General features: G+C 50.8%; 12 protein-coding genes. 6 read left to right on the forward strand and 6 right to left on the reverse strand.

The window, feature by feature from the left end:
* Window positions 1-10: 10 nt before the first annotated feature.
* Window positions 11-940 (reverse strand): tRNA modification radical SAM protein MnmL/YtqA, encoded by a 930-nt coding sequence (gene mnmL, locus NXT09_RS10385; protein ID WP_268579622.1) that lies wholly within the window; start codon window positions 938-940, stop codon window positions 11-13.
* A gap of 651 nt (window positions 941-1,591) precedes the next feature.
* Between mnmL and gltB the strand changes: the two genes are divergently transcribed.
* Together gltB and NXT09_RS10395 are read left to right on the forward strand one after the other, a co-directional pair.
* Window positions 1,592-6,052 carry a glutamate synthase large subunit gene (gene gltB / locus NXT09_RS10390; protein ID WP_039498171.1) on the forward strand — a complete coding sequence of 1,487 codons (4,461 nt, stop codon included), beginning with the start codon at window positions 1,592-1,594 and terminating at the stop codon, window positions 6,050-6,052.
* A 9-nt stretch (window positions 6,053-6,061) separates the two neighbouring features.
* Window positions 6,062-7,480, forward strand: a complete 1,419-nt coding sequence (locus tag NXT09_RS10395) for a glutamate synthase small subunit (RefSeq protein ID WP_268579623.1) — start codon at window positions 6,062-6,064, stop codon at window positions 7,478-7,480.
* An 81-nt stretch (window positions 7,481-7,561) separates the two neighbouring features.
* Here the strand turns inward: NXT09_RS10395 and NXT09_RS10400 are convergent, their stop codons facing one another.
* Window positions 7,562-7,975 (reverse strand): GFA family protein, encoded by a 414-nt coding sequence (locus NXT09_RS10400; RefSeq protein WP_268579624.1) that lies wholly within the window; start codon window positions 7,973-7,975, stop codon window positions 7,562-7,564.
* Window positions 7,976-8,354: 379 nt separating this feature from the next.
* Here NXT09_RS10400 and NXT09_RS10405 point away from each other — a divergent pair, with 379 nt between their 5' ends.
* Window positions 8,355-9,128, forward strand: a complete 774-nt coding sequence (locus NXT09_RS10405) for a (S)-acetoin forming diacetyl reductase (RefSeq protein WP_268579625.1) — start codon at window positions 8,355-8,357, stop codon at window positions 9,126-9,128.
* A 58-nt stretch (window positions 9,129-9,186) separates the two neighbouring features.
* Here NXT09_RS10405 and sspB read toward each other — a convergent pair whose 3' ends face one another.
* The 4 genes from sspB to NXT09_RS10425 form a co-directional block, all read right to left on the reverse strand.
* Window positions 9,187-9,690, reverse strand: coding sequence for a ClpXP protease specificity-enhancing factor (sspB, locus tag NXT09_RS10410; protein WP_205592184.1), 504 nt, complete (start codon window positions 9,688-9,690; stop codon window positions 9,187-9,189).
* A 5-nt stretch (window positions 9,691-9,695) separates the two neighbouring features.
* On the reverse strand, window positions 9,696-10,337 hold the full coding sequence (sspA, locus tag NXT09_RS10415) for a stringent starvation protein SspA (protein ID WP_005975503.1): 642 nt from the start codon (window positions 10,335-10,337) through the stop codon (window positions 9,696-9,698).
* Window positions 10,338-10,756: 419 nt separating this feature from the next.
* On the reverse strand, window positions 10,757-12,001 hold the full coding sequence (locus NXT09_RS10420) for an enolase C-terminal domain-like protein (RefSeq protein WP_268579626.1): 1,245 nt from the start codon (window positions 11,999-12,001) through the stop codon (window positions 10,757-10,759).
* Between the two features lie 335 nt (window positions 12,002-12,336).
* Complete coding sequence (locus NXT09_RS10425) at window positions 12,337-13,041, reverse strand: FadR/GntR family transcriptional regulator (protein ID WP_010280187.1); 705 nt, start codon at window positions 13,039-13,041, stop codon at window positions 12,337-12,339.
* A 180-nt stretch (window positions 13,042-13,221) separates the two neighbouring features.
* Here NXT09_RS10425 and NXT09_RS10430 point away from each other — a divergent pair, with 180 nt between their 5' ends.
* From NXT09_RS10430 to NXT09_RS10440, 3 genes are all read left to right on the forward strand, one after another.
* The gene (locus NXT09_RS10430; RefSeq protein WP_205554160.1) at window positions 13,222-13,995 is read left to right on the forward strand and encodes an SDR family oxidoreductase; all 774 of its coding nucleotides are present in this window, start codon (window positions 13,222-13,224) and stop codon (window positions 13,993-13,995) included.
* A 110-nt stretch (window positions 13,996-14,105) separates the two neighbouring features.
* The gene (idnD, locus tag NXT09_RS10435) at window positions 14,106-15,152 is read left to right on the forward strand and encodes an L-idonate 5-dehydrogenase (RefSeq protein WP_268579627.1); all 1,047 of its coding nucleotides are present in this window, start codon (window positions 14,106-14,108) and stop codon (window positions 15,150-15,152) included.
* 213 nt (window positions 15,153-15,365) lie between these two features.
* The gene (locus tag NXT09_RS10440) at window positions 15,366-16,694 is read left to right on the forward strand and encodes an MFS transporter (RefSeq protein WP_268579628.1); all 1,329 of its coding nucleotides are present in this window, start codon (window positions 15,366-15,368) and stop codon (window positions 16,692-16,694) included.
* The last annotated feature ends 114 nt before the right edge of the window (window positions 16,695-16,808 follow it).

Below are 16,808 nucleotides of genomic sequence, written 5' to 3' on the forward strand. Positions count from 1 at the left end.
CTGCGGCACATTACCTATCAGCATAGTGGTACGGCGTGCCCAGCGCGGAACCCTGTACGCCATGCGTTTGCAGATAGCGATCCAGTTCCACCATGCCCGTCCAGCGGTTTTCACACCAGAGCGGTGCCAGCAAGGTCGGGCGCCGAGCGCTGGCGGAAATGCGGTGATAAATCACATCCGGCGGCGTATGGCGAATCATCTCTCCCGCGATCTCCACGTAGCGATCCAGCGCCAGCTCCGGCAGCCTTCCCGCTTTCCAGGCCTTCGCCATCGTGCTGCCTTCCACGATATGGAGAGGATGCAGCTTAATGCCCTCCACGCCGGTTTCAACCACCTGCTCCAGCGTCGATAAGCAGCGTTGGGCATCTTCTCCCGGTAAACCCACGATCAGATGACTACACACTTTCAGACCGCGCTCACGCGCACGGCGGGTGGTTTCCTGATAGCAGGCGAAGTCATGGCCGCGATTAATCCGGTGCAGCGTTTTGTCACACGCGCTTTGCAGCCCCAGTTCCAGCCAGACCTCATAGCCCTGTTCATGGTAGCGGGACAGCAAATCCAGCACCGCATCGGGCACGCAGTCGGGGCGAGTGCCCACGCAAATCCCCACCATTTCAGCCTGCTTCAACGCTTCCTGATACATGCTTTCCAGCACCTGAACCTCGGCATAGGTGCTGGTATACGCCTGAAAATACGCCAGATAGCGCTTGGCTCGGTTCACCTTTCCCGCCTGCGCTTCCAACTGCTGCGCGATGCTGCGTTGCTGCATCTGCTCATCGGCAAACGAGGCCACATTACAGAACGTGCAACCGCCCCGCCCCAGCGTGCCATCACGGTTTGGGCAGTTAAACCCACCGTGCAGCGTCAGCTTGTGGATCTTCTCGCCATAACGACGTTGAAGATTTCCGCCAAACATATTGATTAATTTTTGCAATTGCATATTCTAACCTGCTCCCTTGAGGAACAGCAGACTACCTTTCTCTCGCTCCCTTCGCGATGACCGCGATCAATCACACACATCCCAATGAAATGCATTTTTATTCGCTTTTAGTGAAAATAAACTCACGTCGGTGTTAATTAATTTTTCTTATCCCGCATGCTCGCTTGATGAAAAGATGAAGCAATACTTAAAAATAGTTTCATGAAATCTAAAAGTAGTCATATGCAGCATAATATGCTACGACGCAGAGAGAATGCAGCACGGATAAGGGTTCCCGCGCTTTTGTATAGTGATACAGCTCACACTTCAATTAAACTCCATATCCATTTATCGAGATAGTTTTTCTAAAAAAATCATTATCTTTCATAGGTATAATTAAAAATTATCGCATATCAGCACATTTCACACTGGTATTTGACCTGAACAGGCTTTCTCGCTAATTTGGGGATCCGCTGGAAGCTTTCCTGACGGGTTCACGACTCGTCATATTTATGCAGTAAATGAAGACTCCCTCTAAAAACAAGTCATTTACCACTTGTGAGACCGTCACGAGAGGCCGAAGAAGAGAGCGTAATACTAGCCGCTCAACGCCACGGTGCTTTCTCGCAGTAGGTTGTGAGAGTCACACAGAGCCTGGGGAGGTTCACTAACATGTTGTACGATGCATCCCAAGAGAGAGATAACTGTGGTTTCGGATTAATCGCCCATATAGAAGGTGAGCCGAGCCATAAAGTAGTGCGTACTGCCATTCACGCACTTGCACGCATGCAGCACCGTGGCGCAATCCTTGCTGACGGCAAGACTGGCGACGGCTGCGGTTTATTACTTCAGAAGCCCGACCGTTTCTTTCGTCTGGTGGCGGAAGAGCACGGCTGGCGTTTAGCCAAAAACTACGCCGTTGGCATGATGTTTCTCAATCAGGACGAAGAACTGGCTCGCGCCACACGTCGGATTGTAGAAGAAGAGTTGCAGAACGAAACGCTGTCCGTACTGGGCTGGCGTGAAGTTCCGACCAACCCTGATGTACTGGGGGAAATTGCCCTGTCGTCCATGCCGCGTATTGAGCAAATTTTCGTTAACGCCCCGGCTGGCTGGCGTCAACGTGATATGGAACGTCGCCTGTTCATGGCGCGTCGCCGTATCGAAAAGCGCATTGAAGATAAAGAGTTCTACGTTTGTAGCTTCTCCAATCTGGTCACGATCTATAAAGGTCTGTGCATGCCGGCGGATCTGCCACGCTTCTACCTCGATCTGGCCGATCTGCGTCTGGAGTCGGCAATTTGCCTGTTCCACCAGCGCTTCTCAACCAACACCGTTCCACGCTGGCCGCTGGCGCAGCCGTTCCGCTATCTGGCGCACAACGGCGAGATCAACACCATCGCCGGTAACCGTCAGTGGGCACGCGCACGTGCTTACAAGTTCAAAACGCCGCTGATCCCGGATTTGCAGGATGCCGCACCGTTCGTCAACGAAACTGGCTCCGACTCCAGCTCGCTGGATAACATGCTGGAACTGTTCCTGAGCGGCGGGATGGATATCATCCGTGCCATGCGCCTGCTGGTTCCGCCAGCCTGGCAGAACAACCCGGATATGGATCCTGAACTGCGCGCCTTCTTCGACTTTAACTCCATGCACATGGAGCCGTGGGATGGCCCGGCCGGTATCGTAATGTCCGACGGGCGCTATGCCGCCTGTAACCTGGATCGTAACGGCCTGCGCCCTGCGCGCTACGTCATCACCAAAGACAAGCTGATCACCTGTGCCTCTGAAGTCGGTATCTGGGATTATCAGCCGGATGAAGTGGTTGAAAAAGGCCGCGTTGGTCCTGGCGAACTGATGGTGATCGACACCCGCAGCGGTCGCATCCTGCACTCTGCCGAAACCGATGACGATCTGAAAAGCCGCCACCCTTACAAAGAGTGGATGGAGAAAAACGTTAAGCGTCTGGTGCCGTTCGAAGAATTGCCAGACGATCAGGTCGGCAGCCGTGAATTCGACGATGAGCTGCTGGAGACCTTCCAGAAACAGTACGGTTACAGCAGCGAAGAGCTGGATCAGGTCATCCGCGTGCTGGGCGAGAACGGTCAGGAAGCCACCGGTTCGATGGGTGACGACACGCCGTTCGCCGTGCTGTCGAGCCGTCCACGTATCATTTATGACTACTTCCGTCAGCAGTTCGCGCAGGTGACCAACCCGCCAATCGACCCGCTGCGTGAAGCACACGTGATGTCACTGGCGACCAGCATTGGCCGCGAGATGAACGTGTTCTGTGAAGCAGAAGGTCAGGCTCACCGCCTGAGCTTTAAATCGCCGATCCTGCTTTACTCCGATTTCACCCAGTTGACGTCGCAGGATGAACTGCACTATCGCGCCGACACGCTGGATCTGACGTTTGATCCGTCGCAGCAAACGCTGCAACAGACGATCGAGAAACTGTGTGACGAGGCTGAAAGCAAAGTCAGAGACGGTGCCGTGCTGCTGGTGCTCTCAGACCGCGGCATTAGCGAATCACGCCTGCCGGTCCCTGCGCCGATGGCCGTGGGTGCCGTTCAGCGCCGTCTGGTCGAAAAGAGCCTGCGCTGTGATGCCAACATCATTGTCGAAACCGCCAGTGCGCGCGATCCGCACCACTTTGCCGTGCTGTTAGGCTTTGGTGCGACGGCTATCTACCCTTACCTCGCCTACGAAACGCTGGCGCGGATGGTCGATAACCACACCATCGACAAACCTTATCGTGCCGTGATGCTGAACTACCGTAACGGCATCAATAAAGGCCTGTACAAGATTATGTCCAAAATGGGCATCTCGACGATTGCGTCTTATCGCTGTTCCAAGCTGTTTGAAGCCGTGGGCCTGCACAAAGATGTGTCGACGCAATGCTTCCTGGGCGTCGTCAGCCGTATCGGCGGTGCAAACTACAGCGACTTCGAACAGGATCTGTTGAACCTGTCCAAACGTGCCTGGCTGAAACGCAAAACGCTGGAACAGGGCGGCCTGCTGAAATTTGTTCACGGCGGCGAATACCATGCCTACAACCCGGATGTCGTCACCACGCTGCAAACCGCGGTGAAAACCGGGGAGTACAGCGATTACGAGCAATACGCCAAACTGGTTAACGAGCGTCCAGCAGCGACCTTACGCGACCTGCTGGCACTGAAACCGCAAGAAGGCGCGGCCATCGCAATCGACAGCGTCGAACCCGCTTCTGAAATGTTCAAACGCTTCGATACCGCGGCCATGTCCATCGGCGCACTCAGCCCGGAAGCCCATGAATCGCTGGCTGAAGCGATGAACGGACTGGGCGGCTTCTCCAACTCCGGTGAAGGCGGCGAAGATCCAGCGCGTTACGGCACCAATAAAGTGTCCCGTATCAAGCAGGTGGCTTCTGGCCGCTTTGGTGTGACGCCAGCCTATCTGGTTAACGCCGATGTGATTCAGATTAAAGTGGCGCAAGGCGCGAAGCCAGGCGAAGGCGGTCAGTTACCGGGTGATAAAGTCACGCCGTACATTGCTCGTCTGCGTTATTCCGTGCCGGGCGTGACGCTGATTTCACCACCGCCGCACCACGATATTTACTCTATCGAAGATCTGGCACAGCTGATTTTCGATCTGAAGCAGGTCAACCCGAAAGCGATGATTTCGGTAAAACTGGTGTCCGAACCGGGCGTCGGGACTATCGCTACGGGCGTTGCCAAAGCGTACGCCGATTTGATCACCATCGCCGGCTACGACGGTGGTACCGGTGCCAGCCCGCTGTCCTCCGTGAAATACGCGGGTTGCCCTTGGGAGCTGGGTCTGGTTGAAACGCAACAGGCTCTGGTCTCCAACGGCCTGCGCCACAAAATCCGCCTTCAGGTGGACGGTGGCTTGAAAACCGGTCTGGATATCGTCAAAGCGGCGATTCTGGGTGCAGAAAGCTTCGGCTTCGGCACCGGACCGATGGTTGCGCTGGGCTGTAAATACCTGCGTATCTGTCACCTGAATAACTGTGCGACAGGCGTTGCAACACAGGATGAGAAGCTGCGCCGCGATCACTACCACGGCCTGCCTGAGCGTGTAACCAACTACTTCCACTTCATCGCGCATGAAACTCGCGTGCTGATGGCAGAGCTGGGCGTCAGCCGTCTGGTGGATCTGATTGGTCGTACCGACTTGCTGGTTGAGCTGGACGGTTTCAGTGCGAAACAGAACAAGCTGGATCTGTCGCCGCTGCTGCACGCGGCACAGCCTCAGCCGGGCAAAGCGCTGTACTGCACTGAAAGCAATCTGTCGTTCGATAAAGGCTTACTGAACAAAGAGCTGCTGGCTCAGGCACAGCCGCACATCGATGCGAAACAGGGTAAAGCGCTCTACTTCGACATCCGCAACACCGATCGCTCCGTCGGCGCAACGCTGTCTGGCGCAATTGCCGAGAAACATGGCGATCAAGGGCTGGCGGGCGATCCGATTAAAGCGCACTTCTCCGGTACCGCAGGTCAGAGCTTCGGCGTCTGGAACGCCGGCGGCGTGGAACTGAAACTAACTGGTGATGCCAACGACTACGTGGGCAAAGGCATGGCGGGCGGCAGTATCTCCGTGCGTCCTCCGGTAGGCTCTGCCTTCCGCAGCCACGAAGCAAGCATCATCGGTAACACCTGCCTCTACGGCGCTACTGGCGGTAAGCTGTTTGCCGCAGGCCGTGCAGGTGAGCGTTTCGCCGTACGTAACTCTGGCTGTATCACCGTGGTAGAAGGCATCGGCGATAACGGCTGTGAATACATGACGGGCGGTATCGTCTGCGTACTGGGTCGTACTGGCGTGAACTTTGGCGCAGGGATGACCGGTGGATTCGCCTACGTGCTGGATGAAGACGGTGAATTCCGCAAACGCGTTAACCCGGAACTGGTGGAAGTGCTGGATGTCGAAGAACTGGCTATCCATGAAGAACATCTTCGTGGCCTGATCACCGAGCACGTGCAGAATACCGGTTCACACCGCGGAGAAGAGATCCTCGCTAACTGGCCGACCTGGGCACCGAAATTTGCTCTGGTGAAACCGAAGTCAAGTGATGTGAAGGCATTGTTGGGTCACCGTAGTCGTTCCGCAGCCGAGCTGCGGGTTCAGGCGCAGTAAGAGGTCATCATGAGTCAGAATGTTTACCAGTTTATCGACTTACAGCGCGTTGATCCGCCCAAGAAGCCGCTGAAGATTCGCAAAATTGAATTTGTTGAGATCTACGAGCCGTTCTCAGAAAGCCAGTCCAAAGCCCAGGCAGACCGCTGCCTGGCGTGCGGTAACCCTTACTGTGAGTGGAAGTGTCCGGTACATAACTACATCCCGAACTGGCTGAAGCTGGCGAACGAAGGCCGCATTATCGAAGCGGCTGAGTTATCGCACCAGACCAACAGCCTGCCGGAAGTCTGCGGTCGCGTATGCCCGCAGGACCGTCTGTGTGAAGGGTCTTGTACGCTGAATGATGAATTCGGCGCGGTCACCATCGGCAACATCGAACGCTATATCAATGATAAAGCGATAGAGATGGGCTGGAAGCCAAGCGTTGCCAACGTCAAACCGACCGGTAAGCGCGTCGCCATCATTGGCGCAGGTCCGGCAGGGCTGGCTTGTGCCGACGTGCTGGCACGCGGTGGCGTACAGGCCGTCGTGTTCGATCGTCATCCTGAGATCGGTGGCCTACTGACCTTCGGTATCCCTTCTTTCAAGCTGGAAAAAGAAGTGATGGTGAAACGTCGTGAGATCTTCACCGAGATGGGCATCGAATTCCGTCTGAATACCGAAGTCGGTAAAGACGTGCAGATGAAAGCGCTGCTGGACGAGTACGATGCAGTATTCCTCGGCGTCGGCACCTATCAGTCTATGCGTGGCGGATTGGACAATGAAGACGCTCAGGGCGTCTACGATGCGCTGCCGTTCCTGATCGCCAACACCAAGCAGCTGATGGGCTTTGAAGCCGCAGCAGACGAGCCTTACGTCAGCATGCAAGGCAAACGCGTTGTGGTACTGGGCGGTGGTGACACTGCGATGGACTGCGTACGTACCTCGATTCGTCAGGGCGCAACGCACGTTACCTGTGCCTATCGTCGTGATGAAGAGAACATGCCGGGTTCCAAACGCGAAGTGAAAAACGCGCGTGAAGAAGGCGTCGAGTTCAAATTCAACCTGCAACCGTTAAGCGTCGAGATCAATGGCGCGGGCAAGGTGTGCGGCGTGAAAATGGCGCGTACGGCGCTGGGCGCACCGGATGCCAACGGCCGTCGTCGTCCTGAAATCGTAGAGGGTTCCGAGCACGTACTGGAAGCCGATGCGGTCATCATGGCGTTTGGCTTCCGTCCGCACAAAATGGCGTGGTTGGCAGAACATGACGTCAAGCTGGACGACCAAGGTCGCATTGTCGCACCGGAAAGTTGCGATAACGCGTTCCAGACCAGCAACCCGAAAATCTTTGCGGGTGGAGATGCAGTACGCGGTTCCGATCTGGTGGTTACGGCCATCGCAGAAGGTCGTAAAGCCGCTGACGGTATCATGAACTATCTGGAAGTGTAGAACGTACCACTTCTCTTAAGGGCAGCGCTGGCTGCCCTTTTCTTTTTCAGCCTTCACCCGATTCCGTCTTTATTTGAATACTCAATCTTTACCGGAATACAGGTCAATTACATCCTGTTCCGTCAGCATCGGCGTTTTCTCAGCAAGCGAGTAGTAGCTCGGTTTCTTATCAATATAAATCTGCGATACCAACGTTTTATTGGTCTCGTCAGCAAAAAAGCCCGCCGGAATATGATAAGTACCACCGCTACGCAACCGATAGAACAGGTGCGTTCCACATACGCGGCAAAAACCGCGCTCGGCCCATTCCGATGACGGCCAGACCGTAATATTTTCCTCGCCCTCAATAGCAATCGCCGGATCCGTACACTCAACAGCCATGAGCGGACCACCGCCCCACGTCTGGCACATTCCACAGTGGCAGGCATCTACCTTACTCACCGAGTGCGCCGTGGAAATCGTCACACCACCGCATAAACAACGACCTTGATGCATTGCTCCCCCTCCTGATGCTCTGCGTTCTGGAATCGCAATACCCTATAAAAAAGGAATATCACCGTGAATGTCGGTTATAGCATAGGTTATATACGTGCTTTTTCTCATTCTCAGGAAATTGGACAATGCTCAACGTTCAATCGGTATTCCCCTAACGGCGCAGCAAGAAAATGAAATAAGTCGTGCGGTAGCAATCGATGGCGACGTGCTGCACTTCTTTCTCGGAATATCACACCAAACAGGCTAATAAAATCGTCGTCTTTCCACTGTGTTCTAAAGAACCTTTCGTAATAAATCCTGCAATATCACGTTAAAGACCTACACTTACCTCCGACATTAACTTGTCTTTATTGAGATTGGATTTCATTAAGGAGGAACTATGACAGTCGAAGTGGCTCTTGTAACAGGAGCCGGTCAAGGTATTGGCCGCGCTATTGCTCTCAGACTGGCGGCAGACGGTTTTGCCGTCGCCATCGTGGACTATAACCAAGAAACCGCACACAGCGTGGCACAGGAAATCGAAAAATCCGGCGGACAGGCCATCGCACTACAGGCGGACGTTGCGGATCGTGAGGCAGTTTTCGCCGCTGTCGCAGAAACTAAAAAGCGCTTTGGTGACTTTAACGTCATCGTCAATAACGCTGGTGTTGCCCCTTCAACCCTGATTGAAGACATCACGCCAGACGTTGTCGATCGCGTTTATAACATCAACGTCAAAGGCGTTATCTGGGGCATTCAAGCAGCGCTCGATGCCTTCAAATCTCTGGGTCACGGCGGAAAAATTATCAATGCCTGTTCGCAGGCTGGGCATGTGGGCAATCCCGAACTCGCCGTCTACAGCTCAAGTAAATTCGCAGTTCGTGGCTTAACGCAAACGGCTGCACGCGATTTAGCGCCGCTGGGCATCACGGTCAATGGTTACTGTCCGGGTATCGTAAAAACGCCAATGTGGGATGAAATCGATCGGAAGATCTCCGAATCCGCAGGGAAACAGCGTGGCTATGCGACGGAAGAATTCGCCAAACGCATCACGCTGGGCCGCCTTTCCGAGCCGGAAGATGTCGCTGCCTGCGTGTCCTATCTGGCCAGCCACGATTCCGACTATATGACGGGGCAGTCGCTATTGATTGATGGCGGAATGGTGTTCAGTTAATCGCATATTCAGCGAACAACGGGAATAAGAAAGGGCACCACAAGGGTGCCCTTAAACATTACTTCACGACCCGTAGCGACGGTCGGCCACCTTTAGGTGGCTGTGGTGGTTCATCATCAGAACCCGAGCCATCGTCAGGCGCTTCAGAATCAGGTGAGCTATCGACAATCGACATGACCGTCCCTGAAGCGGGTGCGCCATCTTGAAAGTCTTCATATTCACCTGCAGATTCGTAAGCAGGTTCGGACTCAAACATCGTTCCAGCCCCGTTCTCACGTGCATAAATCGCCATGACGGCCGCCATGGGCACATAAACCTGACGTGGGACGCCGCCAAAACGGGCATTGAAACGAACGCTGTCATCAGCTAACTCAAGGCCGCCAACAGCGCGCGGTGCGATATTCAGCACGATCTGGCCGTCACGGGCGAACTCCATCGGCACCATAACATCCGGCAGAGTGACATCTACCACCAGATGAGGCGTTAATTGGTTATCCAGCAACCAATCATAAAAAGCCCGTAATAAATACGGACGACGCGGAGACAGTTGAGACAACGCCATACGGTTTAACCTCGGGTTTGCAAACGCATTTCACGTTCCACTTCCGTCAGGGAAGCCAGGAACGCATCACGCTCAAAGACGCGAGTCATGTAGCCTTTCAGCTCTTTCGCGCCCGAACCACTCAGTTCAATGCCTAACTGCGGCAAACGCCACAGCAGCGGAGCCAGATAGCAATCCACCAGGCTGAACTCTTCGCTCATGAAATAAGGCGCTTCGTTGAACACAGGGGCAATCGCCAGCAGCTCTTCACGCAATTGCTTACGCGCTGCGTCTGCTTCCTGAGCGCTGCCGTGCGTAATTTTCTTCAGCAAAGAATACCAGTCGCTCTCAATGCGGTGCATCATCAGGCGGCTGTTACCGCGCGCAACCGGATAGACAGGCATTAACGGCGGATGAGGAAAACGTTCATCCAGATACTCCATGATAATACGGGATTCATAGAGCGTCAGTTCACGATCGACCAGCGTTGGCACGGAACCGTAAGGATTGAGGTCAATAAGATCCTGAGGCAGATTATCCATGTCTACCTGCTCAATCTCGACACTCACACCCTTTTCCGCCAATACGATGCGGACCTGATGGCTAAAAATGTCGGATGGACCAGAAAACAGCGTCATTACCGAACGTTTGTTGGCAGCGACAGCCATGAAAACCTCCAAGTTTATCGAGAAAATATGGCGAATAACCGCGCAGTCAGTAACCTGCAAACCGCTATTCGAAATGCTGCTCGCCAATGTGTGTAAACGTCACCGGACAAAAATCCAGCTGTTTTAAACAGCTACACGATAGCTTACACACAGGCATAAAATCGGCGGATAGTTTATCAGATTTTGTTCGTTTTGTGGGGATATAAGCGGATAATCTTATTTAACAAGATGATAAATAATAATTTTTTTATTAAATACAAATTTTTCATTTGCAATAGCGAAGTCTAAACAACGCCGCCAGAGAATAATCTATCCCCTGTATTGACCTGCGCTGAGTCGTCAATCGCCTAGAAGCCGACGAGGGCCGTCGGCTTCTAAGTAAGCGAAATTAAAGCAAATTGATGCGGTTAAGCCGATGGTTAAGGTCGTGCCGCAGTGCCATCCGGCAAGCGTGCATTCGTCCATGACGGCAATCCACCTTCAACAGGGAATTGCTTCGCTTTTTGCTCATCGATATCAATCCCTAGTCCTGGCTTATCGTTCAGGTACGCGTATCCGCCTTCAATATCCGGGCAACCAGGGAAAACGTCCCGCAGCGCCTCATTCATCGGCGTATATTCTTGAATACCCAGATTAGTAATACTCATATCAATATGCATATTCGCGACGACGCCGATAGGAGAGATATCCCCCGGACCATGCCAGGCGGTTCTCACGCCATGAAACTCGGCAAGCGTCGCCAGTTTTTTGGCTGGTGTAATCCCACCGATCATACTGATATGGCAGCGAATAAAATCAATCAGATGATTGGTTATCAGGTGCTTATATTCGGCAACATGAACAAACAGTTCTCCCATCGCGATTGGGGTAGATGTTTGTTGGCGCATCACGCTAAGGAAATCAACATTCTCTGGAGCGACGGGGTCTTCAAGATAAAAGAGCTTGTAATCTTCCAGAGACTTCGCCATTTGCAACGCGGTAACCGGCGATACCCGCTCATGAACATCATGAATAAATTCAACATCAAACCCAATCTTATTGCGCAGATGATCGAAAAAGGCCGGAATGCTTCTGGCATAAGCATCAGGGTCGAAATAAATACCGGGCGTCTTCGTTCTTGGTGAGCGCTTCGGCGTGATATTGGCTTTATCCAACTGAGTGGCAATCAGTTTGAGGTCTTCCGTCCCGGCCCCACCGTACATGCCCATCTGACAACGAACGTACTGGTAGCCTTCTTCCATTGCCGCACGGATGTTATCTTCCGCCGCGACCGCATCTGCACCATCGCAATGACGATAAAGCGGAATACCGTCACGGCATTTGCCGCCCAGCAATTCATAGACCGGCAGGTTAGCGACTTTACCCTTGATATCCCACAGCGCCATATCGATAGCCGAAATCGCATTGTTCATCACCGGCCCATTGCGCCAATAGCCGCTCACGACAGCAGACTGCCAGATATCTTCAATACGAGAAGGATCTTTCCCGATCAGGAAAGGCTTCATGTACTCATTAATGGCCGCTTCAACCGCTAAAATACGCTGGGTAAAGGTTGCACATCCCAAACCGTATAAGCCGTCCTGATTGGTTTCGACCTTCACGACAACCAGATCAATGCCACCCGGTGCCGTTAGAATCGTCTTTACGTTTGTTACCTTTATCATTCAAAAACTCCTGTGATAGCCACAATCAGATTATGTAGAATCTCATTTGTTGTATGACATCATATCTCTTGAGGTATTACTATCAAAAGAAAAAAATAAAAGCAACTTATATCGAAGAGAAAACAGGGAAGTACAGCGGGCTGAAGGGGTGTCACTAAAGGTAGTAATTTTAATAAATTAGATAAATAGTGGATCGCTATGGGTACATTTCAGATACAAAAATATCGCGAAGTAATATCAATTGCCGATGCTGCAAAGCAAGCATCAGCAGGCCGTTACTGACATACGAATAAAGGAGAGGTAAGCGACCTGAGAAATAGGGCGATATTTACGCGTTAGTTATTATCAAGGTTGTTAATCATAACAATGTTACATTCCATTGCCTGATCCAGACATAGCTTAGCGGTTTCAACATCACGATTTTTTATCGCCATAAAAATTTTGATATGCGCGTCAATACTATCTAACGTGATGCCTAACACACGGTTTAACTCTTCCAGATAGAAATAGTACATATTTTTCACATATTTAATAGCATGTGAAAACACTTTATTGTGCGCCGCATTGATAATCGCCATGTGGAAATCCAGGTCTGCCTGAGAGTACTTTTTATAGTCGTTTTTGTTGACCAGCATTCGGTTAAGTGCATCTTCTATAAGCGCAATATCCTCATCCGTTGCATTTTTTGCCGCTAACTCGATGCACTTAAATTCCACCGTTTGCCGAAACACCATCATGTCCATGAATTCACCTTTCGTCAGGTGAAGAATCGGCTTGTCATTCGCCTGCATACGGAAGCTTTCAATTTCATTTGAAACAAAAGAACCTCGACCATGTTTGGTATAGATGATTCCTAGGTTCCTCAATTTTTGCACCGCACTGCGAATACTCGTTCTACTTACTTCAAAAGCTTCACTTAATTCAAACTCAGACGGTAATTTCTCACCCTGCTTCCACTCACCGCTGAGTATCTTTTTCTGCATCTTCTGATAGACGGCTTCAGCAATATTATTTCTTGGTATTGATTCTATATTGTCCATAACGCCTCAAATCAATTATTGGAATCATGATCACAAAAAAACGCTTTGACTGTTGATTGAAGTATAACAAAGCGACACCATCACTTCCACTCGTTAGTTGTATGACAACATGATGTATGACAATACTACCTCTTAAAAAATAACCTATTCACTGCTCAATAATCAGTTAAGGAGTTGATAATGGATGCCGCAAAACTATTTGATCTATCAGGGAAAACTGCACTCATTACCGGTTCTGCAAGAGGCCTCGGCTTTTCCTATGCAGAAGGACTCGCATCAGCGGGTGCCGCCATTGTGCTCAGCGACATCAGAGAAGAAACGCTGAACGAGGCGGTAGAAAAGCTAACGGCAAAGGGCTATAACGCCAAAGGTTACGTGATTGACGTCTCAAAAGAAGACCAGATCGTCAATGCATTCAACCTGATGGATGCCGCTGGTATAGAAATCGACATTGTGATTAATAACGCAGGGATCCAGCATCGTCAACCGTTAGTCGACCTCGCGCTACAGGACTGGCAGCGCGTCATGGACATTCACCTGACAGGGACATTCCTCGTATCGCGCGAGGCGGCAATCCGCATGATAAAACGCGGCCGCGGCGGCAAATTTATCAATATCTGTTCACTGACCAGTGAACAAGCACGTCCTACCGTCGCGCCTTATACCGCCGCTAAAGGCGGAATCAAAATGTTGACGCGCTCCATGTCGGCGGAATGGGCAGAATATAACATTCAAGCGAACGCAATCGGCCCCGGCTACATCCTGACCGACATGAATGAAGCCTTGATTAAAGATGTTGAATTCGACAAGTGGGTCAAAAGTAGCAACCCAACTAAACGCTGGGGAAAAACCGAAGAACTTATCGGTACGGCTATTTTCCTGTCTGCTGATGCATCGAATTATATCAATGGTCAGGTCATCTATGTTGATGGCGGATGGTTAGCGGTACTTTGATTCTCAGGAATCGATATTTGTCAGGGATGATTGATAAGTCAACGTGTGGTTTTTAATTCTCTCCACCGCGACAAAGGAAAACCACACTATATTATTTTAGAGGTATCAATATGAAACAAGATACGCTTACCTTTGATGCATGTATTGTCCATGGAAAAAAAGACGTAAAAGTAGAAAGTCGTGAACTGACTTATACCGAAAACGATATTGTCGTTAACGTTGAATGCGGCGGTATTTGCGGTTCAGATATTCATTATTATCATGAAGGCCATGCCGGTTTGTCTGTAATAAAACATCCCATGGTCATTGGTCACGAATTTGTTGGCAGAATTCATCAGGCTCCTGCCAATAGTCCATTAAAAGTCGGCCAAAAAGTGGCGATCAATCCTTCCCAACCGTGCAACAAATGCGACTATTGTCTGGAAGGCAAGCAGAACGAATGCCCCAGTATGCGATTCATGGGAAGCGCCCAATTTAATCCGCACGTACACGGCGGTTTTGCCCAATATGTCACGGTTTCCGCACAGCAGTGCTATCCCTATGACGAAAATGTCCCTTCGCAAATTATGGCACTTGCGGAACCGACTGCGGTTGTTATTCATGCCATCAACGTCGCAGGCAGCCTGGTCGGTAAAAAAGTTCTGGTCATCGGGGCGGGTCCTATCGGTGCCTTGACAATTGCCGCAGCGAAAGCCTCAGGCGCCGTAGAGATTGTCGCGTCCGACATCAGTGAAAGGTGCAGAAACATCGCGCTGGAAATGGGAGCCGATACCTCCGTCAATCCGCTTGATGAAAGTGCAATGGAAATCTATAACCAAAATAAAGGCTACTTTGATGTGACATTCGAGGCCAGCGGTGCGCCTGCGGCAATCGCCTCATCGGTCTTTGCGACACGCCCTAATGGCTTGATTGTACAAATTGGTATGGGGCCAAGCCCTGTTCAATATCCCGTTGCACAAATGCTAGTAAAAGAACTCACGTGGAAAGGGTCATTCCGATTCATTAATGAATTTGCTACTGCGGTTAAATGGCTGGAGAAAGGTATTATAAACCCACAGCCCATTATCTCCGCTGAATATTCTTATCATGATGTTGAAGATGCATTAATTGCTGCGAGTGATAAAAATATTTCCTCAAAAATACTCGTTAAATTTTAATAAAGACATCACCTTTAATTTTAAATCGGAAGAATACGGCAAAGGAATGCTGACAATACGCTGTTGACCAAAAATCAAGATGTGGTGTTTTTCTTATTCTTCTACCGATTAATTATTTCCACACATTGTCTGGAAATGATTCTTCGTGTGTGCCACCAGGTATTTATACCTCACCACATATTGAATTAAATCTAATAATCATATGGTGACACTATGAACTCATCTCCAGTTAAGGTTAAAAGAAGCACCTCCGATCTTGCCAGGGCATCCGTTTCTGGCTGGCTCGGTACCACACTAGAATTCATGGATTTCCAGCTCTATTCTCTTGGTGCCGCACTGGTCTTCCATGAAATTTTCTTCCCTGAACAATCGGCTGCTATGGCATTAATTCTCGCGATGGGAACTTACGGTGCAGGATACATTGCCCGTATTGTCGGTGCCGTCTTCTTCGGGAAAATGGGAGATAGAGTCGGCAGGAAAAAGGTCCTGTTTATTACCATTGCATTAATGGGCGTTTGTACCACATTAATAGGCGCACTCCCGACTTACCAGCAGGTTGGCATTCTGGCACCGATTCTATTGGTATTGCTCAGAATTATTCAGGGACTGGGTGCCGGTGCAGAGATCTCTGGTGCCAGTACCATGCTGGCAGAATATGCGCCTAAGGGTAAAAAAGGCATTATTGCCTCGCTGGTTGCAATGGGAACCAACTGCGGAACCTTGAGCGCGACGGCCATTTGGGCTGCGATGTTTTACCTCTTTAGCAATGAAGAGATTATTGACTGGGCGTGGCGTCTTCCCTTCCTTGCGAGTTTCGTGGTGATGGGGTTTGCTATCTGGTTACGTCTGAATCTGAAAGAAAGTCCGGTATTTGAAGGGGTACAAGAAACAGAAGAAGTCGCTCAACAGCCCACTCCTTTTTGGTCTTTGCTAAAAGGGAAATCCTTTTGGATTGCAACAGGCCTTCGCTTCGGACAGGCAGGGAACTCGGGCATTATCCAGACTTTCCTGGCTGGCTACATGGTACAAACACTACTATTTAGCAAGGCCGTCCCCACCGATGCCATCATGATTAGTTCAGTCATCGGTTTTCTGACAATCCCATTGATGGGGTGGCTATCAGATAAAATCGGGCGCCGCATTCCTTATATTATCCTCACGCTGGGCTCTATCCTTCTCGCTTATCCGATGATTTCAATCATCGTGAATAAAGAGCAGGCAGTTGCCACGATAACGGTATGCTTAATCCTCATTCATAACATCGCGGTGTTGGGGCAAGCCGCTATCGAAGGGATCACAATGGCAGAGATGTTCGGTTCAAAAAACCGCTTCTCCCAGATGGCAATTTCCAAAGAAATTGGTGGGTTATTCGCTACGGGGCTCGGACCTTTGCTAGCGGGTATTTTTTGCCAAATAACGGGGTCGTGGTATCCCATCGTTGTGATGCTAATTTGCTACTCCTGCATTGGCTTGCTATCCGCCCTTTTGATGCCAGAAGTCAAAGATCGCGATCTGCATGATGTAAAAAACGCAACGGAATAGCAGACACCATCGCAGTAAAGGTAAACGCTAAATTCTAAGTAAAAATCCACCTCTTGAAGAGGTGGCTTTAAAGTGGGGCTCCCTAGAAGGGAGCCTTGTTCGTTTTAATCCTGT

This window comes from Pectobacterium jejuense, assembly GCF_026800125.1.
Classification (GTDB): Bacteria; Pseudomonadota; Gammaproteobacteria; order Enterobacterales; family Enterobacteriaceae; genus Pectobacterium; species Pectobacterium jejuense.

Bases quoted from the DNA above. Each gene is read 5' to 3' on its own strand.
- NXT09_RS10425 (WP_010280187.1), bottom strand. From the start codon at position 13,041: ATGGACAATATAGAATCAATACCAAGAAATAATATTGCTGAAGCCGTC.
- NXT09_RS10395 (WP_268579623.1), top strand. From the start codon at position 6,062: ATGAGTCAGAATGTTTACCAGTTTATCGACTTACAGCGCGTTGATCCG.
- NXT09_RS10400 (WP_268579624.1), bottom strand. From the start codon at position 7,975: ATGCATCAAGGTCGTTGTTTATGCGGTGGTGTGACGATTTCCACGGCG.
- gltB (WP_039498171.1), top strand. From the start codon at position 1,592: ATGTTGTACGATGCATCCCAAGAGAGAGATAACTGTGGTTTCGGATTA.
- idnD (WP_268579627.1), top strand. From the start codon at position 14,106: ATGAAACAAGATACGCTTACCTTTGATGCATGTATTGTCCATGGAAAA.
- NXT09_RS10440 (WP_268579628.1), top strand. From the start codon at position 15,366: ATGAACTCATCTCCAGTTAAGGTTAAAAGAAGCACCTCCGATCTTGCC.
- sspB (WP_205592184.1), bottom strand. From the start codon at position 9,690: ATGGCGTTGTCTCAACTGTCTCCGCGTCGTCCGTATTTATTACGGGCT.
- NXT09_RS10420 (WP_268579626.1), bottom strand. From the start codon at position 12,001: ATGATAAAGGTAACAAACGTAAAGACGATTCTAACGGCACCGGGTGGC.
- mnmL (WP_268579622.1), bottom strand. From the start codon at position 940: ATGCAATTGCAAAAATTAATCAATATGTTTGGCGGAAATCTTCAACGT.
- NXT09_RS10405 (WP_268579625.1), top strand. From the start codon at position 8,355: ATGACAGTCGAAGTGGCTCTTGTAACAGGAGCCGGTCAAGGTATTGGC.
- NXT09_RS10430 (WP_205554160.1), top strand. From the start codon at position 13,222: ATGGATGCCGCAAAACTATTTGATCTATCAGGGAAAACTGCACTCATT.
- sspA (WP_005975503.1), bottom strand. From the start codon at position 10,337: ATGGCTGTCGCTGCCAACAAACGTTCGGTAATGACGCTGTTTTCTGGT.